The following is a 17,347-nucleotide window of genomic DNA, read 5'->3' on the forward strand; positions in this document are numbered from 1 at the left end:
TTTCTAGATAGAGCGAGGGTTTGGTATCAGGCCCCGAGGAAAGGCTCAACTTCGCGGCCCGGCATGAACAACCCCAGGCGCTTGATTTCCCATTCCAGCCGGATGCCCGATTTGTCAAACACGCGCTTGCGGATGGTCTCGCCTAGATATTCCAGATCGTAACCGGTCGCATGGCCGGTATTGATCATGAAATTGCAATGCAGTGATGACATCTGCGCGCCGCCGATCACAAGACCACGACCGCCCGCCTCATCGATAAGCTCCCATGCGGAATGACCTTCGGGGTTCTTGAAGGTCGAGCCGCCGGTCTGTTCGCGGATTGGCTGCACGGTTTCGCGGTGATGACGCACCGCATCCATATCGGCGCGGATTTTCGCCTTGTCCTCGGGATAGCCCTCGAAGAGCGCACCGGTGAAGATCAGGCCTGCGTCGGCGCCGGAATGGCGATAGCTGTAGCCCATATCGGCATTGGAAAGCACATGCTGGTTGCCCTGACGGTCGACCGCGTAGACTTCCACAACACGTTCACGCGTCTCGCCGCCGTTTGCGCCCGCATTCATGCGCAGCGCTCCGCCGATGGAGCCCGGAATGCCGTAATAGAAATGGAAGCCGCCAATGCCATTATCCATGGCCATGGCTGCTATATGCTTGTCCGGGCAGATCGCGCCCGCCTTGATGCGGTTTTCACCGGCAAGCTCCACCTGGCCGAAGCCCTTGGCGGACAGGCGCACGACCACGCCCGGAATACCGCCGTCACGCACCAGAAGGTTCGAGCCGACGCCAACCACGGTCAGCGGCACATCTTCCGGCAGAATTTTCAGGAAGGCAATCAGATCATCCGTATCGTGCGGCTGGAACATCACCTCCGCAAGACCGCCGGCTCTGAACCACGTCACGCGGTCCATAGGCGCATCCGGTGTCAGACGTCCCCGCAATTCCTTTACCCCGTCGCCGAGCCTCCCCAGCAATTTAACCCCATCGACCTGTCTCATTCAGACTTTCCTGATATGCTCTTCAATTCCGAAGGCAGCGACGCTGCCCATTGCGTGATATTCCCAGCCCCCAAGAGAACCACGAAATCACCCGGATTCGCAATGGCTGCGACCTGTGACGCAAGGTCCTCCCGCTTTTCGAGGAAACGCGCGTCACGGTGGCCAGCGGCCTTGATGGCCGAAACCAGCGCTTCGGAGCTTGCGCCTTCGATGGGATCTTCGCCCGCTGCATAAACCGGAGCAAGAAGAATCGTATCGGCATCGTTGAAACAATGCGCGAAATCATCAAACAGGCTCGAAAGACGGCTGTAACGGTGGGGCTGGTGCACGGCGATGATGCGGCCCTTGCAGGCTTCCCGCGCCGCCTTCAGCACGGCCTTGATCTCGACCGGGTGGTGACCGTAATCGTCGAAGACCTGCACCCCGTTGGCTTCGCCCGTCAGCGTGAAGCGCCGCTTGACGCCGCCGAAGGAGGCAAGCCCCTTCTTGATGTCGGCTTCCGAAATACCGAGACGATTGGCAACCGCGATTGCCGCTGTCGCATTCGAAACGTTATGGCGGCCGGGCATCGGCAGGACGAGGTCCTTGAAAGAGAAAATCTTGCCGGTGCGGCGACGGCGGATTTCCACGTCGAAGACCGAGCGCGTACCATCGATGCGCACATTCGAAAACCGCACGTCGGCCTGCGGGTTCTCGCCATATGTGATGACCTTGCGGTCCTCGATCCGGCCAACCAATGCCTGTACTTCGGGATGATCGAGGCACATGACGCCGAAACCATAGAAAGGCACGTTCTCGACGAACTGACGGAATGCGGCGCGTACGGCGTCGAAATTGCCGTAATGGTCGAGATGTTCCGGATCGATATTGGTGATGACGGCGACGTCGGCCGGCAGCTTCAGGAAAGTGCCGTCGGACTCGTCGGCCTCCACCACCATCCACTCACCCTCACCCATCCGGGCATTGGTGCCATAGGCATTGATGATGCCGCCATTGATGACGGTCGGGTCGAGATTGCCGGCTTCCAGGAGCGTGGCGACCATGGAGGTCGTCGTCGTTTTGCCGTGCGTGCCGCCGATGGCAATGGCGTTACGGAAGCGCATCAGCTCGGCCAGCATTTCCGCGCGGCGCACGATCGGCAGGTGCTTTTCCCGCGCGGCGACGAGCTCAGGATTGTTCTTCTTGATAGCGGTCGAAACGACGACGACCTCTGCATCGCCGATATTGTCAGCCGTGTGGCCCACAAAAACCTCGATGCCCTTGTCACGCAGACGCTGCACATTGGCGCTGTCGGCCTGGTCCGATCCCTGCACCCGGTGGCCGAGATTGTGAAGCACTTCGGCAATGCCGCTCATGCCGATCCCGCCTATGCCGATGAAATGCACAAGGCCTATGGCTTTCGGCATCTTCATGCCCCAACTCCTTCAATATTCTTCTTGAATTCCTGTACGGACCGGCCAGAGGCAATCGCCTCCACCAGATCGGCCAGCACATCCGCCGCGTGCGGTTTGCCGGTTGCCTTCGCCGCCGCCGCCGTTGAGGAAAGCCGCTCGGGTTCGGCAAGCGCCGAGGACAGCAGGCCGGAGAGCTTCTGCGGCGAGAGCTCCGCCTGCTTGATGACGCTTGCCCCACCCGCCGCCGAAAGCGCAGCCGCGTTCGCCGCCTGATCATGATCCAGCGCATGCGGATAAGGCACGAGGATCGACGGACGGCCGATCACCGAAAGCTCCGATACCGTCGAAGCGCCCGAGCGGCTGATGACCAGATCGGCCTCGCCGATACGCGACGCCATATCGCCGAAGAAGGGCGAAACATCCGCCTTCACGCCGAGCTTCTGGTAGGAGGCGATGACGCTGTCCTTGTCTTCCGGCCGCGCCTGCTGGGTGACGACGATGCGCTTGCGCTGCTCGTCTTTCAGGAGGCAGATTGCGGCGGGTACCGCGCTCGAGAAAAACTGTGCGCCCTGGCTGCCGCCAAAGACAACGAGCTGGAAAGGCTCGCCTGTCTGCGAGGCGGTGTAGGGTATTTCAGAGGCGGCCAGCACCGCTGGGCGCACCGGATTGCCGGTCGCGACGGTCTTGTCGGAATATTGACCATTGGCGGGCGGCAGGAAGCCGCCGGCAATTGCCTTTACCCGTCCGGCAAGTGCCTTGTTGGCGCGGCCCATCACGGCGTTCTGTTCGTGAATGATCGACGGCACTCCAAGCCCGGTGGAGGCCAGCAGCGGAGGCACGGTGGGATAGCCGCCGAAACCGACAACCGCGACCGGCTTCAGTTTTGCGACCAGCCGACGCGCCGCGCGCAGGCCAACCCAGAGCTTCCAGAGCGAACCCGCCACGGAAATTGGGTTTTTGGAGCCGATGGTGGCAGACGGAACCACATGAATTTCATCTGCCGGAAACTTGCCCGCATAACGCTCGGCGCGACTGTCGGTGACGAGATGCACCTGATAACCGCGTGCCTTCAGCGTATGCGCCAGCGCTTCTGCCGGAAACACATGGCCGCCGGTTCCACCGGCGGCAAGAAGAACAATACCCTTGCTCATGATCGTTTACTCCGCGGGAACGCCGGAACCAACGCGGAAGAAACTCCGCTCCTGCGCCCGCTTTTCAGGTCTGTGGCGTGTCAATGCCAGAAGGAAACCGGCGGTCACGCATATCGCCATCATTGACGAACCACCATAGGAAATCAGCGGCAAGGTCATGCCCTTGGCAGGCATCAGTTCCAGATTGACGCCGATATTGATCATCGACTGCATGCCGATCTGCAGCACAAGGCCAGCCACGGCGAAGCGGCAGAAATCGTCCTTTTCCTTGAAGGCGTGCGACAGGCCGCGCAGCACGATGAAGGCGAAGATTGCGACGAGGAACATGCAGAAAACGATGCCGAATTCTTCCGCTGCAACCGAGAAGATGAAGTCGGTATGGCTATCGGGAATGATGCGCTTGACGATACCCTCACCCGGTCCGCGACCGAACCAGTCGCCGCGAATGATCGCTTCACGCGCCGTGTCCACCTGGAACGTATCGCCCTCACCCGTCCAGAAACGGTCGATACGGCCGGCCACGTGCGGCAGCATGAGGTAGGCGGAGATGATGCCGCCGACGCCGAGACCACCGAGCATGATGATCCAGAACCACGGCACACCCGCCATGAAGAACATGCCGCCCCAGACAACGGAAGTCAGGATCGTCTGGCCGAAGTCAGGCTGGGCGATGAGAAGTGCGGCCACGATTCCGAAGGTGATGATCGCAAAGAGATTGCCCGGAATTTCCGGATGGCGCGCCCGCTCTGCAAAAAGCCATGCGCAGACGATGACGAAAGCCGGCTTCATGAATTCCGACGGCTGAATCGAGAAAGTGCCGATGGAAATCCACCGCCGCGCGCCCTTCACCTCGATGCCGAAGAACAGTGCAAAGATCATCATCAGCAGCGAGGCGATCAGCATGATGACCGCCACGCGGCGCACCTGGCGCGGCGACAGAAAGGACAAGCCGACCATGATCGCCAGCGATGGCACCATGAACATGGCCTGACGCTCAACAAAAAAGAAGCTGTTGAGGCCGATACGCTCGGCAACGGCCGGCGACGCCGCGAAGGACAGCATCAGGCCGATGCCCATCAGCGCGATGAATGCCGCCAGAAAGAAACGGTCGATGGTCCAGAACCATTCCGCGACCGGACCGCGATCAACTCGGCTTACCATGGCCTTCAGCCCCCTTTTCCAGAGTGAACGAGCATCGTCATGCCATCGAGCGCCGCGACCTGCGCGACAAACGAATCACCTCTCACTTCAAAGTTCTTATATTGATCGAAACTTGCGCAAGCCGGGGACAACATCACGATATTGCCGGGCGTCGCGTCTTTTTCCGCATCCGCCGCCGCATGCTGCACGGCCTTGTCCAGGGTGCCGGATATTTCGTAGGGCACCGCTTCACCGAGCGTCGCTGCAAATTCCGCCGCCGCCTCGCCGATCAGATAAGCTTTTGCGATGCGCGGGAAAAGCGGTGAAAGGCTGGCAATCCCGCCGGCCTTCGGCAGACCGCCGGCGATCCAGTAAATGCGGTCAAAGCTCGAAAGCGCAGGTGCCGCCGCATCGGCATTGGTGGCCTTGCTGTCATTGACGAAGGTGACATTGCCGCGTCGGCCAACCGGCTGCATGCGATGCTTGAGGCCGGGGAAGGATTTGAGACCTGCACGAACTTCATCCTCGGAAACACCGACTGCAAGGCAGGCCGCAATTGCCGCCGCCGCATTTTGCGCATTGTGGCTGCCGCGAAGCGTCTGGATACCGTCGAGATCGACCAGTAACGACGAAGTTCCCCCATGCGCCCGCAGGATGCGGCTGCCCTCGGCATAAAGACCTTCGGAAACAACATTGCGCTTGGAAATGCGCTCGACCCTGACGCCGGCACCCTCAACGCGATCGGCAATCAGCGTCGAGTAGCTGTCATCGACACCGACAATCGCCGTGCCGCTGCCGGCAACAAGCCGTTCCTTGACGTCGGCATAGTGCTGCATCGTACCGTGCCGGTCGAGATGATCGGGGGTGAGATTGAGAAGAATGCCGGCTGTTGGATTGATCGTGGGCGCCAGGTCAATCTGGTAGGATGAGCACTCAACAACGTAGAAGCGTCCCGCCTTCGGCGGATCGAGGCTCAGTACCGCCGTACCGATATTGCCGCCAAGCTGCGTATCGCGACCAGCCGATTTCAGAATATGTGCGATCAGCGCCGTGGTGGTCGACTTGCCGTTGGTCCCGGTAATCGCAATGAAGGGGCAATCCGGCGCGTGCGCACGACGTTCACGGACAAAGAGCTCGATATCGCCGATGATCTCGACGCCGGAGGCTTTCGCCAGATCGACGGACCAGTGCGGCTTCGGATGCGTCAGCGGCACGCCCGGTGCCAGCACGAAGGAGGAGAAACTCGACCAGTCAATCGTGTGGAGATCCGCCGTCTTGATGCCCTCGGCCTCGGCCTTTGCAACGCTGTCAGGATTATCATCGAAAGCCACGACGTCGGCACCGCCGGCGACCAGCGCCCGGGCCGTGACAAGACCCGAACCGCCGAGCCCGAAAAGAGCGACTTTCTTACCCTTGAACGACGTGACCGGGATCATCGCTTACCTCAGCTTCAGGGTGGCGAGGCCAAGCAGCGCGAGGCCAACGGAAATGATCCAGAAACGGATGACCACCTGGCTTTCCGTCCAGCCCTTTTTCTCGAAATGGTGATGGATCGGCGCCATCAGGAAGACGCGCCTGCCGGTGCGCTTGAACCAGAAGACCTGGATGATGACCGACAGGGTTTCCATGACGAAGAGACCGCCGACGATGACCATGACGATCTCGTGCTTGGTGGCGACTGCGATGGAGCCGATCAGGCCACCCAGCGCGAGCGAACCCGTATCGCCCATGAAGATGGCGGCGGGCGGCGCATTGAACCACAGAAAACCGAGGCCGGCACCGATGACGGCGCCGACAATAACGGCGAGTTCACCCGTGCCGGGCACGAAATTGATCTGCAGGTAATTGGCAAAAACGGCGTTACCGGCGAGATAGGCGATCACACCGAAGGTGGCGGCCGCGATCATGACCGGCACGATGGCGAGACCATCAAGACCGTCGGTCAGGTTCACCGCATTACCCGCGCCGACGATGACGAAAGCACCGAAGAGCACGAAGAAATAACCGAGATTGATCACGAATTCCTTGAAAAAGGGAAAAGCGATGGAGCTGCCGAGCGTGCCGCCATGCGGCGCGGAAGCGAGCGCCATCTTCATCATGAAGAACACGGCAATCGCCGCGATCAGGAATTCGATGCCGAGACGAGCCTTGCCGGAAAAACCCTTGTCGCTCTGTTTCGTCACTTTCAGATAATCGTCATAGAAGCCGATGGCTCCGAAACCAAGCGTCACCATTAGAACGGCGACGACATAGACGTTCGACAGGTCGCCCCACAGAAGCGAACCGCCGAGAATGCCGGCGAGGATCATCAAGCCGCCCATGGTCGGGGTGCCGGCTTTCTTGAAATGCGTCTGCGGCCCATCGGCGCGAATCGGCTGGCCTTTGCCCTGGCGCACGCGCAGCGAATTGATGATGGCCGGTCCAAACAGGAAGACGATCAACGCAGAGGTGAACATCGCCGCCCCCGCCCGGAAGGTGATGTACCGGAACAGGTTGAAGATTTGAATTTTATCCGACAGTTCGACGAGCCAGATCAGCATAATTGCCCTTTCAAAAGGCTATTTCAGACTTGGCGTTCCGTCTCGGGGAATGCCGGATACTTGTCAAGCAGGGCGGCGACAATCTTGCCGAAACCAAGCCCAAGTGACGATTTTACCATCAGCGCGTCTCCCGGTTGCACCCATTGCAGGGCGAAATCGGTGAGTTCCGCCGTCGTCGGGAACCAGATGACGGTGACGCTGTCAGGCAGCGCGTCCCGCAAAGCGGCCATCGCCTCGCCTGCCAGCCACACATGTTCGATACCCGCCGCAAGCAATGGCCCGGCCAATTCCTCATGCAGTTGTGCCGAAAATTCGCCCATCTCCAGCATGTCGCCGAGGACGGCAACGCGACGGCCATGGCCCTGCGTCGGCGTTTCCGCCAGCACCGCGATCGACGCCCGCATGGAGGCAGGATTGGCGTTGTAGCTTTCATCGATCAGAAGGAAGGAGCCGCCGTTGATCTGCAGATGGTGGCGCTGGCCACGCCCCTTCACCGCCTCAAGCGATCCCAGCGCTTCGAAAGCGCGGTCGAGATTGGCGCCCGTGATCGCCACGGCGCCGAGCACCGCCATCGCATTGTCCGCAATGTGCCGGCCCGGAATGTTGAGATGCAGCTCGCTGGTTTCGCCGTTCAGGATCGCCCAGATCGTCGAGCCAGTCGTCGTGCTCTCGAAATCCGCGAGGCGGAAATCCGCCTTGGCATGCTGACCGAAGGTCAGGATGTGTTCGATGCCCTGCTCCTGCGCCGCCTCTTCAAGCTGCTCGAACTGGGCATTGTCACGATTGAGGATGACGGAACCGCCCTGCTCCACGCCCTCGAAAATCTCCGCCTTGGCGGCGGCGATCTCTTCGATGTTGTTGAAGTTGCCGAGATGGGCGGGCGCGATGGTGGTAATGATCGCCACATGCGGGCGGACCATCTTCACCAAAGGCCGGATTTCGCCGGAATGGTTCATGCCTATTTCGAACACGCCGAATTCAGTATCGGCGGGCATGCGGGCCAGCGTCAGCGGCACACCCCAATGGTTGTTGAAGGAAGCCACCGCCGCATGCACCCGGCCCGATGGCGCGAGCGCCTGCCGTAGCATTTCCTTCGTCGTCGTCTTGCCGACCGAGCCCGTCACCGCGATGATGCGCGCCGATGTTCTTTGACGCGCCGCGATGGCAAGCTTGCCAAGGGCTGCAAGAACATCTTCGACCACGATCATCGGCACCGTCAGGCGGCCGAGCGCTGGTAGCTTGGCTTCAGCAACGACCAGAAGTCCTGCCCCGTTGGCAACCGCGAAACTCGTATAGTCGTGACCGTCGACACGATCACCCTTGATGGCGAAGAAAGCTTCGCCCGGCTTCACCGTCCGGCTATCGATGGAAATGCCGGTGATTCCTGTCGGCAGATTGCCCACCGGGCGTCCTGCGGTGATGGCGATCATATCGGCGACTGTCCATAACCAGCTCAAATTTTCGATCCTTCCAGCGCTGCCAGTGCAGTGCGCACCTGTTCATGATCGGAAAAAGGCAGTGTCACGGAGCCAACGATCTGCCCTTCTTCATGCCCTTTGCCCGCGACGATCAGCGTATCGCCATGCGACAGCATCGATACCGCATGGCGGATCGCCTCGGACCTGTCGCCAATTTCCAGAGCGCCGGGCGCCGCCGCCATCACCTCGGAGCGGATCGTCGCCGCGTCTTCGGAGCGCGGATTGTCGTCCGTGACGATGACGATGTCGGAAAGACGGGTCGCGACCTCGCCCATGATCGGGCGTTTGCCCTTGTCGCGGTCGCCGCCGCAGCCGAAAACGGTGATGATGCGGCCGGAGGTGAAGGGCCGGACCGAGGTCAGCACGTTTTCCAGCGCATCGGGCTTATGGGCGTAATCCACATAGGCAAGCGCGCCGTTTTTCGTTTGTCCCACTAATTCGAGACGGCCGGCAGCGCCGACAAGCTTTTCGAGCGCCTTGAGCGCCGTTGCGGCGGGAACACCCGTCGACATGGCAAGACCGGCGGCAACAAGCGCATTGGCCACCTGGAAATCACCCGCGAGCGGGATATCGACTTCGTGGATGACGCCGTCATGATGCACTTCGATCATCTGCTTGTGGCGGAAATGCTCAACGCGCTTCAAAGCGAGATATTGCCCGTTCCGTCCGACGGTGCGGACATCGAGACCCGCTTCGCGCGCCGCATGAACCGCCTTGTCCGACCAAGGATCGTCGGCGAAGATCACGGCGGGAGCGCCTTTTTCCATCAGCGTATCGAAAAGCCGCATCTTCGCGGCCATGTAATCCTCGACGGTCGGATGATAATCCATATGGTCGCGGCCAAGATTGGTAAAGCCGGCGGCAGAAAGGTGCACGCCATCGAGGCGGCGCTGGTCAAGACCGTGGCTGGAAGCTTCCATCGCCGCGTGGGTGACGCCCTCGCTCGCTAGCTCGGCCAGAAGCGCATGCAGCGTCACCGGATCGGGCGTCGTCAGCGCGCCATAATCCTCCCGGCCGGGAGCGATGACACCGGTTGTGCCGATCTGGGCTGCGGCATGGCCGGCGAAAGCCCAGATCTGCCGCACGAAGGAGGCAACCGAGGTCTTTCCCGCGGTGCCAGTGACGGCGACCATGGTTTCCGGTTGTTTTCCGTAAAAGCGGGAGGCGGCAAGGGAGAGATAAAGGCGTGGGTCGGTCACGACCAGAACCGGCACTTCGGCTTCCACCGCGTGCCCGGAAACAACGGCAACGGCACCCTTGGCAACCGCATCCTTTACATAGGTCGCACCATCAGCCTTGGTGCCAGAAACCGCAACGAACAGGCTGCCCGGCGCAGCCTTGCGGCTGTCTGCGGTGATCCCCCCGATTTCGATCGCCCCGATCTCAGACAGGAGCAATTCTTTCAATTCCGGAAACGCATTTCCGGATATATCTCGCAAATTCATCGACTGTTTCCGTCTTGTCCCCCCGGCACGAATCGCCGGAACATCATAAGCTAACAATCAATAAGACACGAGCAAGGCCGAGCCATCCTTGCCGAACTTCGGCTTCACACCCAGCACCGCCGCCGTGCGGCTGATGATATCGTGCACCATGGGTGCTGCGGACGTGCCGGCGAGTGCCGCGCCATTGCCCTTGTCGGTCTTCGGTTCATCGATGAAGGACAGCACCACATATTGCGGATCATCCATCGGGAAAGCCGACAGGAAGGCGTTGAAGTTCTTGTCGTGCACATAACGGCCGTTGACGACCTTATCGGCCGTGCCGGTCTTGCCGCCGACGTTGAACCCATCGACGCGCGCATTTCGGCCTGAACCGTTGACGCCGTTCCATTCGAAGAGGAAGCGCATATCCTTGCTGGCGCTGGGTTTCAGCACCTGCTTTGCCACCTGATCCGCCTGTTCACGGGTGCGCGGCAGGAAGGTCGGCTCGATGAGTTTGCCGCCATTGACGAGTGCCGCACCGGCAACCGCCGTCTGCAGCGGTGTGGTTGAAACGCCGTGGCCGAAGGAGATGGTGATGGAGTTGATCTTCTTCCACTCACGCGGCTGCGAAGGCAGCGCCACTTCAGGCAGTTCGGTCTGCATGCGGGTGAGAAGACCAAGCCGCGTCAGGAATTCCTTGTGCCCTTCGGTGCCAACGGTATCGGCAATCTTGGCCGTACCGATATTGGACGAAAACTGGAAGATTTCCGGCACTGAGAGCATGCGGCCCTTGCCGTGGAAGTCTTTGATGGTGAAGCCGCCGATGCGGATCGGGTAACGCGCGTCGAACATATCACCGAGGCGGACGCGGCCCGAATCAAGACCCATGGCAATGGTGAAGGATTTGAAGGTGGAGCCCATTTCGAACGTGCCGTTCGACATGCGGTTGAGCCAGCCTTCTTTCGCGCCTTCGGCCGGGTTGTTCGGATCGTAATCCGGCACCGAGGCCATGGCCAGCACTTCGCCGGTATGCACATCCAGAACCACGGCACCGGCGCCGATCGCCTGGAACTTGGTGATGGCCGAAGTCACGACTTCGCGCACGATGGACTGCACGCGCAGGTCGATGGAAAGCTTCACAGGCTCGAGCGGCTGATCGCTCGTCATGCCGAGCGCCGTGAGATCGGCAAGACCCTGGCTGTCGACGTAACGCTCCATGCCGGCAACACCGCGGTTGTCGATATTAACGTGACCGACGACATGCGCTGCGGTCGGCCCGCCGGGATAGAAGCGGCGTTTTTCCGGACGGAAGCCGATGCCGGGAATGCCGAGCGCGAGAATCTGGCTCTGCTGCTTCGGCGTCAACTGGCGGCGCAGCCACTGGAACCGCGAATTGGAGGAGAGCTTCTGATAGGTCGTGCGCTGGTCGAGATCCGGCAGGACGGTGCGCAGCTTTTCGATGGCCTCGTCAATATCGACGATACGATGGGGCTCGGCAAACAGCGAGACGGTGCGGATATCGGTGGCCAGCACCTCGCCGTTACGGTCGAGAAGATCAGGGCGCGACGCCATCAGCCTGTCGGCTGGCGCGATACTCGACACCGTCTCCTGCTCTGCCATGCCATATTGCACCAGACGGCCGCCGACGACGGCGTAAAAGGCGACAAAACCAAAAATGAGAAGGCCGACGCGGCTTTTCGCCTGCGCCGCGCGCTTCTTGCGCGCGCCTTCAAACGCCGCATGATCGGTGTGGATGCCGGTCGTGCTGGCGGAAAAGTGAGCCTTGCTCTTCAAAACCATGGCGCGGGAGAGAAAAGACATCAGCGGTTCACCGATCCTGTTATCGTGTCGTCCATGTCGGTTTCATCACCGGCGGTGGCGGAGGCAACGGGCACGGGTGCCGGTGCCGGGCGAGAAACACGGGCACGCGGCGTAGGCACCGGCACGCCGTTGACGGCAATCTGGCCTGCCGGCGGTGATTTTGGCTTGGAAGCGCCACCCAGCGTCGCGCCGGGTTTGGAGCCATTGACGGCAGCGGCGATGACATCCTCGACGCTCATGCCTTCAGGCTCGGGAGGCTGCGGCAATTGCGAACGCAGCATCGGCAGCTCGCGCGGCTGCGCCAGTTGCGTCGGCAGTGTCGGCGAAAGACCGAGTTCCGTTTGATAGGCATTGACGAGACGGTGCAGACGGTTCGGCTGCGTCAGCAGCGCCCAGTCAGCGCGCAGGAGATCGATTGTATCCTTCTCAAGCTTGATTTCCGCCTCCAGCTTGCGGACCTCCTCAAGCTTGAGATCGGCCTTGTGCTTGATCGAATAGGTCACGACCGCCGCAGCGACCATGACCCCCATCAAGATGACATCGAAAGTGCGCAGCATATCAGCCTCCCATCTTTTCAAGGCTGGCGAGATCGGGAAGCTCGAATATCGAGAAATCCGCAGCGCGCGCCGGTGCCGTGGTGCGCAGGCCAGCGCGGAGCTTGGCCGAACGGGCCCGCGGATTAAGCTCCGCCTCCTCGTCGCTGGCAGCAATCATCGGCTTCCCGATATTCTCGAAAATGGAGGGCTTGTCCTCCACCATCGGCAGATGCCGGGAACCGGCTGCCTTGCCCGAACGGTCGGAGAAGAATTTCTTGACGATACGGTCTTCCAGCGAATGGAAGGTGACGACGACCAGCCGACCGCCGGGCTTCAGAACCTGCTCGGCGGCAAACAATGCCTGCGCCAGCTCACCCAGCTCATCATTGACGAAAACACGCAGCGCCTGGAACACCCGCGTTGCCGGATGAATCTTGTCCTTGGCTTTCCGTGGCGTGACGATCTCGATCAGGCCCGCCAGATCGCGGGTGGTGCGGAAAGGCTCTTCCGCTCTCCTCTTCTCGATAGCGCGGGCAATGCGACCCGGCTGCTTTTCTTCCCCGAGAAAACCGAAGATGCGGATGAGATCACCAACCTTGGCGCGGTTGACGACATCGGCTGCCGAAACGCCGGAAGCGGACATGCGCATGTCGAGCGGGCCGTTCTTCTGGAAGGAAAAACCGCGCTCGGCCTCGTCGATCTGCATGGAGGATACGCCGATATCGAGAACGACGCCATCAAGGCCGCCCTCGGGCGCATGTTTCGCGAGATCGGAAAATTGCGACTGGATGAGTGAAAGCCGGCCGCCATTGGCTGCGACCATTGCCTGACCGCCGGAGATCGCCGTTGGATCGCGGTCTAGTGCGATGACATTTGCGCCGCGATCGAGAATGGCCTGGGTATAGCCGCCGGCGCCGAAAGTGCCATCCAGAATAATTTTGCCGGGGGCGGGTTCAAGCGCGCTGATGACTTCACGAAGCAGCACGGGGATATGGCGCTGAGGTCCGCCATCGGCATCAGAAGATCGTCCGCCAGAATTCGCCGCCATTGAGTGTCCCCGTCCTAGGCGGGGCGAGCAGCCGAAAAACCGCGCCCCGCTCTTGCTTCCGCCTGCGCCGCCAAAAACGCATCCGGTTGCCAAAGCTGAAAATGATCCGCTCGTCCGACGAAGGTGACCTCGGTAGTGATGCCGGTGAATTCCCGCACAAAATCCGTCACCATCAATCGACCTTCCTGGTCGAGCTTCATGAAAACACCGCCGCCGTGAACCAGCAGCGACATTGCGTTCGCTTCCGGCGAGAAGGCATCCATGGACGCAATCTGCCGCTCGTAGCGCTCCAGCAGATCCGGACCGCCGACACTGATTGCCGGAAACGCAAAATCCTGGAGACAATAAAGCTCCTGAACGCCGCGCTTCGCCAGCACCGAACGAAACGGAGACGGAACCGAAACGCGCCCCTTGGCGTCGATCCTGTTCGTCACGTTCGATAAAAAGCGGTCCATTACTCAACTCGCCAAAACCGCATGCCGCAAAGCGATTCATCCGCCCTGCAGCCGACACCGGTACGCACGACACATCGCCAAGCGCCAGGGCGACATGCCCTGCAGCAGCCCCTTGCAGGCTCCTCACTCGTTTCAGCGATTGCGGGTCAAAAACACGACCCAATGTGGTGTGCATTTGGGATACCATGGGACACTATGGGCGTCAATGGGATGAAGCCGGCACGATACCGCCTTCGCATCGGAAATTCATAAGCCGTTAAGTTTAACGAATGGTTTACTTTGCGCGCAGCAACCCGCTTTCACGACGCAAAAATGCATCATGGAAAAATCTATTTTCTTTTATGAAACAACAGGATGTCTTCATCCCGCCAAAATTTCCGCCCTCGAAGCCTAAGAGGAAATTCGCCAGTTGGCCTGTAAGCCGGGTTCTGTATGGCCCCGGTTTGACCCGGAACGTGGCAGCCATTCATCTGGGACGGCATTTGCATGCCGCCTCGCGCAACCCACCCGGATGACGGGCCCGGAAACCGGCTGTGAACGGGCTTTCGCCCGCCCCGTGTCATCCCTATTCGGTCTTGCTCCCGGTGGGGTTTACCTTGCCGCCGCTGTTACCAGAAGCGCGGTGGGCTCTTACCCCACCCTTTCACCCTTACCATGCGATGCATGGCGGTTTGCTCTCTGTGGCACTTTCCCTGGGGTCGCCCCCGCCGGACGTTATCCGGCACCGTATTTCCGTGGAGCCCGGACTTTCCTCACCTTACCGTCTTTCGACATTGGTAAAGCGCGGCTGCCCGGCCAACTGGCATGGGCTGCATAACCATGTTCCGCAGCGAAAGCCACCGAAAAGCGACGGCAAAGATTAAAGAAATGCGGGTTTGAAATCCGTCGAGAAAGCACCGTCGGCGATTTCGCCGTCTCGTAGCAGCAACGCGCCAAGCCGTCCGATCTCATCGGAGCTCTTGGCCGCCGTGCCGTTACCACCGGTCAGAACGGCGATGCGCGGCGAGACTGTGAAACCAATGGCGGGATAACCGCTGCCGGTTTTGGAGACGACACAGGCGGCCATCGAGACACGCGAGAGATCGATGGCAGGCACCAGCGTTCCGACGATGTCAGCGAGATGATCCCGCACGCTTTCCCGTCCGCCGGAGCGGAACCATTCCCGGATTTCCGGATCACTGCCGAGCCGCTTGTCATCGGGATCGCCGCCAATCTTCAGGTAGAATTTGCCATCGGGATAGCGGACCGGCGGCAGAAGATAGATATGTTTTGTCGTGTCGCGCGGCTCGTAGATCAGCGACGGCATGCCGGCATATTGATCCAGATCACCCTCATCTATCTCAAAGAAAGCAACGGTGCGTGCATAGACATCCAGCGCTACCGGCTGGGGCAACAGATCTTTGGTAATCGAGAAGCCGCCAGCCGCCACCAACACCCGGTCTGCGGTGTAAACCGCACCTGATGCCGTATGAACCGATGCCCGGCCACTTTCTTCCCGCGTGGAAACAACGATATCGTCGATCAGCGTAACACCCGCCTTTTCCGCCAGTATGGTCTGTGCTTTCACCAGCGCGCGGGGATTGACGTAACCGGCATTATCCCTCTCGAAGACGCCTTCGCAGCTCTGTTCGAAGGAGAAATAGGGAAAGCGGCTTTTCAGGCTCTGGTCATCCAGGAGTTCCGTGGAAACCCCGAGCCGAGCAGCCGCCTTCAGAACATCATCGACAAAGGGATTGGCGCCGCCCCGCTCAGGTCCAACCATCAGGCAGCCGACCGGCGCGTAAAACTCGACACCGCTGCGTGTCGCAATATCGCCATAACGTGCAATGGAACGGTTAGCGAGCAACGCCCAGTCGGCATCGCCATCGATGGTGCGGGTAATCCGCGCCTCGTCATAATGGCTGGCGAACACACCCTGATGCGATTTGATGTCGGCAGGTTCACCGGGACCGATCAGCGCGACGCCATCCACTGTTTCGGCCAGATGACGGGCGGCGGCGGCACCCATCATGCCGCGGCCCACGACGATATATTTGAAATGTCCCGACATGCCGCCCCTCTTTACCCGCTCACTTCCGTCGAAACCTTTTAGCCGCTTCGCCCGAAAATGTCAGACGAAAACCGGGGCCATTTCGGCGGCGAACTCATCCTCTGCCAGCTGACCGTTCAAAAGCAGCACGGCTCCCAGCCGTCCGATTTCGTCCGAAGATTTGGCGGAAACGAAATTGCCGCCGGTCAGAACCGCGATGTTGGAAGATTGCGTATAGCCGATGTGGGGATAGCCGCTGCGGGTGATGGAGGCGACACAGGAGCCGGAGGTCACGGGGCAGCCGGCAAGCTCCGGCATCAGTGATAGGGCTTTCTTCGTCAGAAATTCCACTTCAGCAGGCGTTCCGTCAGAATGAAACCAGTCAACGGCCTGTGCCAACGTTTCGAGCCTGCCCTTCTCGCTTTCGCCGCCGATCTTCAGGTAGACTTTTCCATCGGGATACCGCACCGGCGGCAGGATATAGACGATATCATCCTCCGTTTCGGCGAGCACGATCGTCGATGGCATCGTGCCGAATATAGACTGCCTTGCCTCATCCAGCTCGAAAAACACGATGGTGCGGCCAGTCGCCGCCATATCGACCGGCGATGGCAGAAGTTCTGCCATGTTGGTAAAACCGCCGGCGGCCACGATGACCTTTTCGGCGGTGTGGACGGCCCCTTCGCAGGTCGAAACCTCAACGCCACGGGAGGTATCGCGAATATGCGTCACCGTCTCGCGCAGCAACCGTGCGCCCTGCGCTTCCGCAATGGCGCACTGCGCTTTCACCAGGGCGCGTGGATTGACGTGACCGGCATTCCGCGCCTCGAAATAACCGCCGTGATCGGCTGGCAGGGAGAACATCGGAAACCGGTCGGCAAGCACATCATGGCCCAGCGTCTCTATGCCAAGGCCTAGACGGTCGGCCGAGGAAAGGGCGCGCGAGACATAATCACCGGCAAGACCCTTGCCGTTGCCGGTGAACAGGCAGCCCGCTTCGGTGAAAAAGCGGATGCCGCTCTTAGCCTCGATCTCGGCATAACGGTGGATGGAACGTTGCGCCAGTTCCGCCCAGACGGGATCACCGTCAAACCCGCGAGTGATGCGCGCCTCGTCGTAATGGCTTGAGAACACGCCCTTATGGGTCTTGCGATCGGCGGGTTCACCCGGGCCGATCAGCGCCACGCCATCCGTTAGCCCTGAGAGATGCCGCGCCGCAGCCGCTCCCATCATCCCGGCCCCGACGACGATATATTTGAAATCCGGCATGTCATGCTCCGTATCAGCTTTGCTTCTGACTACAGCATGCCGGGTGGAAGCGGAATCGCTTTTCGCAATT

General features: G+C 60.5%; 14 protein-coding genes and 1 other RNA gene. All 15 read right to left on the reverse strand.

Features of this window, described 5'->3' with window-relative positions; all coding sequences use genetic code 11:
• Positions 1–26: 26 nt before the first annotated feature.
• The 15 genes from murB to BTN45_RS09330 all read right to left on the reverse strand — a co-directional run bounded on the left by murB (position 27) and on the right by BTN45_RS09330 (position 17,277).
• Positions 27–992, reverse strand: coding sequence for a UDP-N-acetylmuramate dehydrogenase (gene murB, locus BTN45_RS09260; RefSeq protein WP_004442789.1), 966 nt, complete (start codon positions 990–992; stop codon positions 27–29).
• Positions 989–2,404, reverse strand: coding sequence for a UDP-N-acetylmuramate--L-alanine ligase (murC, locus tag BTN45_RS09265; protein WP_004442790.1), 1,416 nt, complete (start codon positions 2,402–2,404; stop codon positions 989–991). The genes murB and murC overlap by 4 nt, the downstream gene beginning before the upstream one ends.
• Positions 2,401–3,537, reverse strand: coding sequence for an undecaprenyldiphospho-muramoylpentapeptide beta-N-acetylglucosaminyltransferase (gene murG / locus BTN45_RS09270; protein WP_207587376.1), 1,137 nt, complete (start codon positions 3,535–3,537; stop codon positions 2,401–2,403). Before murG ends, murC begins: the two co-directional genes overlap by 4 nt.
• 6 nt (positions 3,538–3,543) lie before the next feature.
• Complete coding sequence (ftsW, locus tag BTN45_RS09275) at positions 3,544–4,698, reverse strand: putative lipid II flippase FtsW (RefSeq protein WP_004442795.1); 1,155 nt, start codon at positions 4,696–4,698, stop codon at positions 3,544–3,546.
• Between the two features lie 5 nt (positions 4,699–4,703).
• Positions 4,704–6,113, reverse strand: coding sequence for a UDP-N-acetylmuramoyl-L-alanine--D-glutamate ligase (gene murD, locus BTN45_RS09280; RefSeq protein WP_207587384.1), 1,410 nt, complete (start codon positions 6,111–6,113; stop codon positions 4,704–4,706).
• Positions 6,114–6,116: 3 nt separating this feature from the next.
• On the reverse strand, positions 6,117–7,217 hold the full coding sequence (gene mraY, locus BTN45_RS09285; RefSeq protein ID WP_003522196.1) for a phospho-N-acetylmuramoyl-pentapeptide-transferase: 1,101 nt from the start codon (positions 7,215–7,217) through the stop codon (positions 6,117–6,119).
• 23 nt (positions 7,218–7,240) lie between these two features.
• Positions 7,241–8,674 (reverse strand): UDP-N-acetylmuramoylalanyl-D-glutamyl-2,6-diaminopimelate--D-alanyl-D-alanine ligase, encoded by a 1,434-nt coding sequence (locus tag BTN45_RS09290; RefSeq protein WP_004442800.1) that lies wholly within the window; start codon positions 8,672–8,674, stop codon positions 7,241–7,243.
• Positions 8,671–10,140, reverse strand: a complete 1,470-nt coding sequence (locus tag BTN45_RS09295; RefSeq protein WP_108081445.1) for a UDP-N-acetylmuramoyl-L-alanyl-D-glutamate--2,6-diaminopimelate ligase — start codon at positions 10,138–10,140, stop codon at positions 8,671–8,673. The genes BTN45_RS09290 and BTN45_RS09295 overlap by 4 nt, the downstream gene beginning before the upstream one ends.
• 57 nt (positions 10,141–10,197) lie before the next feature.
• On the reverse strand, positions 10,198–11,940 hold the full coding sequence (locus BTN45_RS09300) for a penicillin-binding protein 2 (protein WP_112766570.1): 1,743 nt from the start codon (positions 11,938–11,940) through the stop codon (positions 10,198–10,200).
• Positions 11,940–12,497, reverse strand: coding sequence for a hypothetical protein (locus tag BTN45_RS09305; RefSeq protein ID WP_004442805.1), 558 nt, complete (start codon positions 12,495–12,497; stop codon positions 11,940–11,942). The genes BTN45_RS09300 and BTN45_RS09305 overlap by 1 nt, the downstream gene beginning before the upstream one ends.
• 1 nt (position 12,498) lies before the next feature.
• Positions 12,499–13,524, reverse strand: a complete 1,026-nt coding sequence (gene rsmH / locus BTN45_RS09310; protein ID WP_022556601.1) for a 16S rRNA (cytosine(1402)-N(4))-methyltransferase RsmH — start codon at positions 13,522–13,524, stop codon at positions 12,499–12,501.
• 14 nt (positions 13,525–13,538) lie between these two features.
• A complete protein-coding gene (mraZ, locus tag BTN45_RS09315; RefSeq protein ID WP_035209666.1) occupies positions 13,539–13,979 on the reverse strand; it encodes a division/cell wall cluster transcriptional repressor MraZ in 441 nt (146 codons plus the stop codon).
• 401 nt (positions 13,980–14,380) lie between these two features.
• Positions 14,381–14,782, reverse strand: an RNA gene (gene rnpB, locus BTN45_RS09320) — RNase P RNA component class A.
• A 56-nt stretch (positions 14,783–14,838) separates the two neighbouring features.
• A complete protein-coding gene (locus BTN45_RS09325) occupies positions 14,839–16,029 on the reverse strand; it encodes an FAD-binding oxidoreductase (protein WP_207587386.1) in 1,191 nt (396 codons plus the stop codon).
• Positions 16,030–16,089: 60 nt separating this feature from the next.
• Entirely contained in the window at positions 16,090–17,277 is a 1,188-nt protein-coding gene (locus BTN45_RS09330; RefSeq protein ID WP_207587389.1) for an FAD-dependent oxidoreductase, read from the reverse strand.
• Positions 17,278–17,347 lie beyond the last annotated feature (70 nt).

Source organism: Rhizobium sp. ZX09, from assembly GCF_017357485.1.
Lineage (GTDB): Bacteria > Pseudomonadota > Alphaproteobacteria > Rhizobiales > Rhizobiaceae > Agrobacterium > Agrobacterium pusense.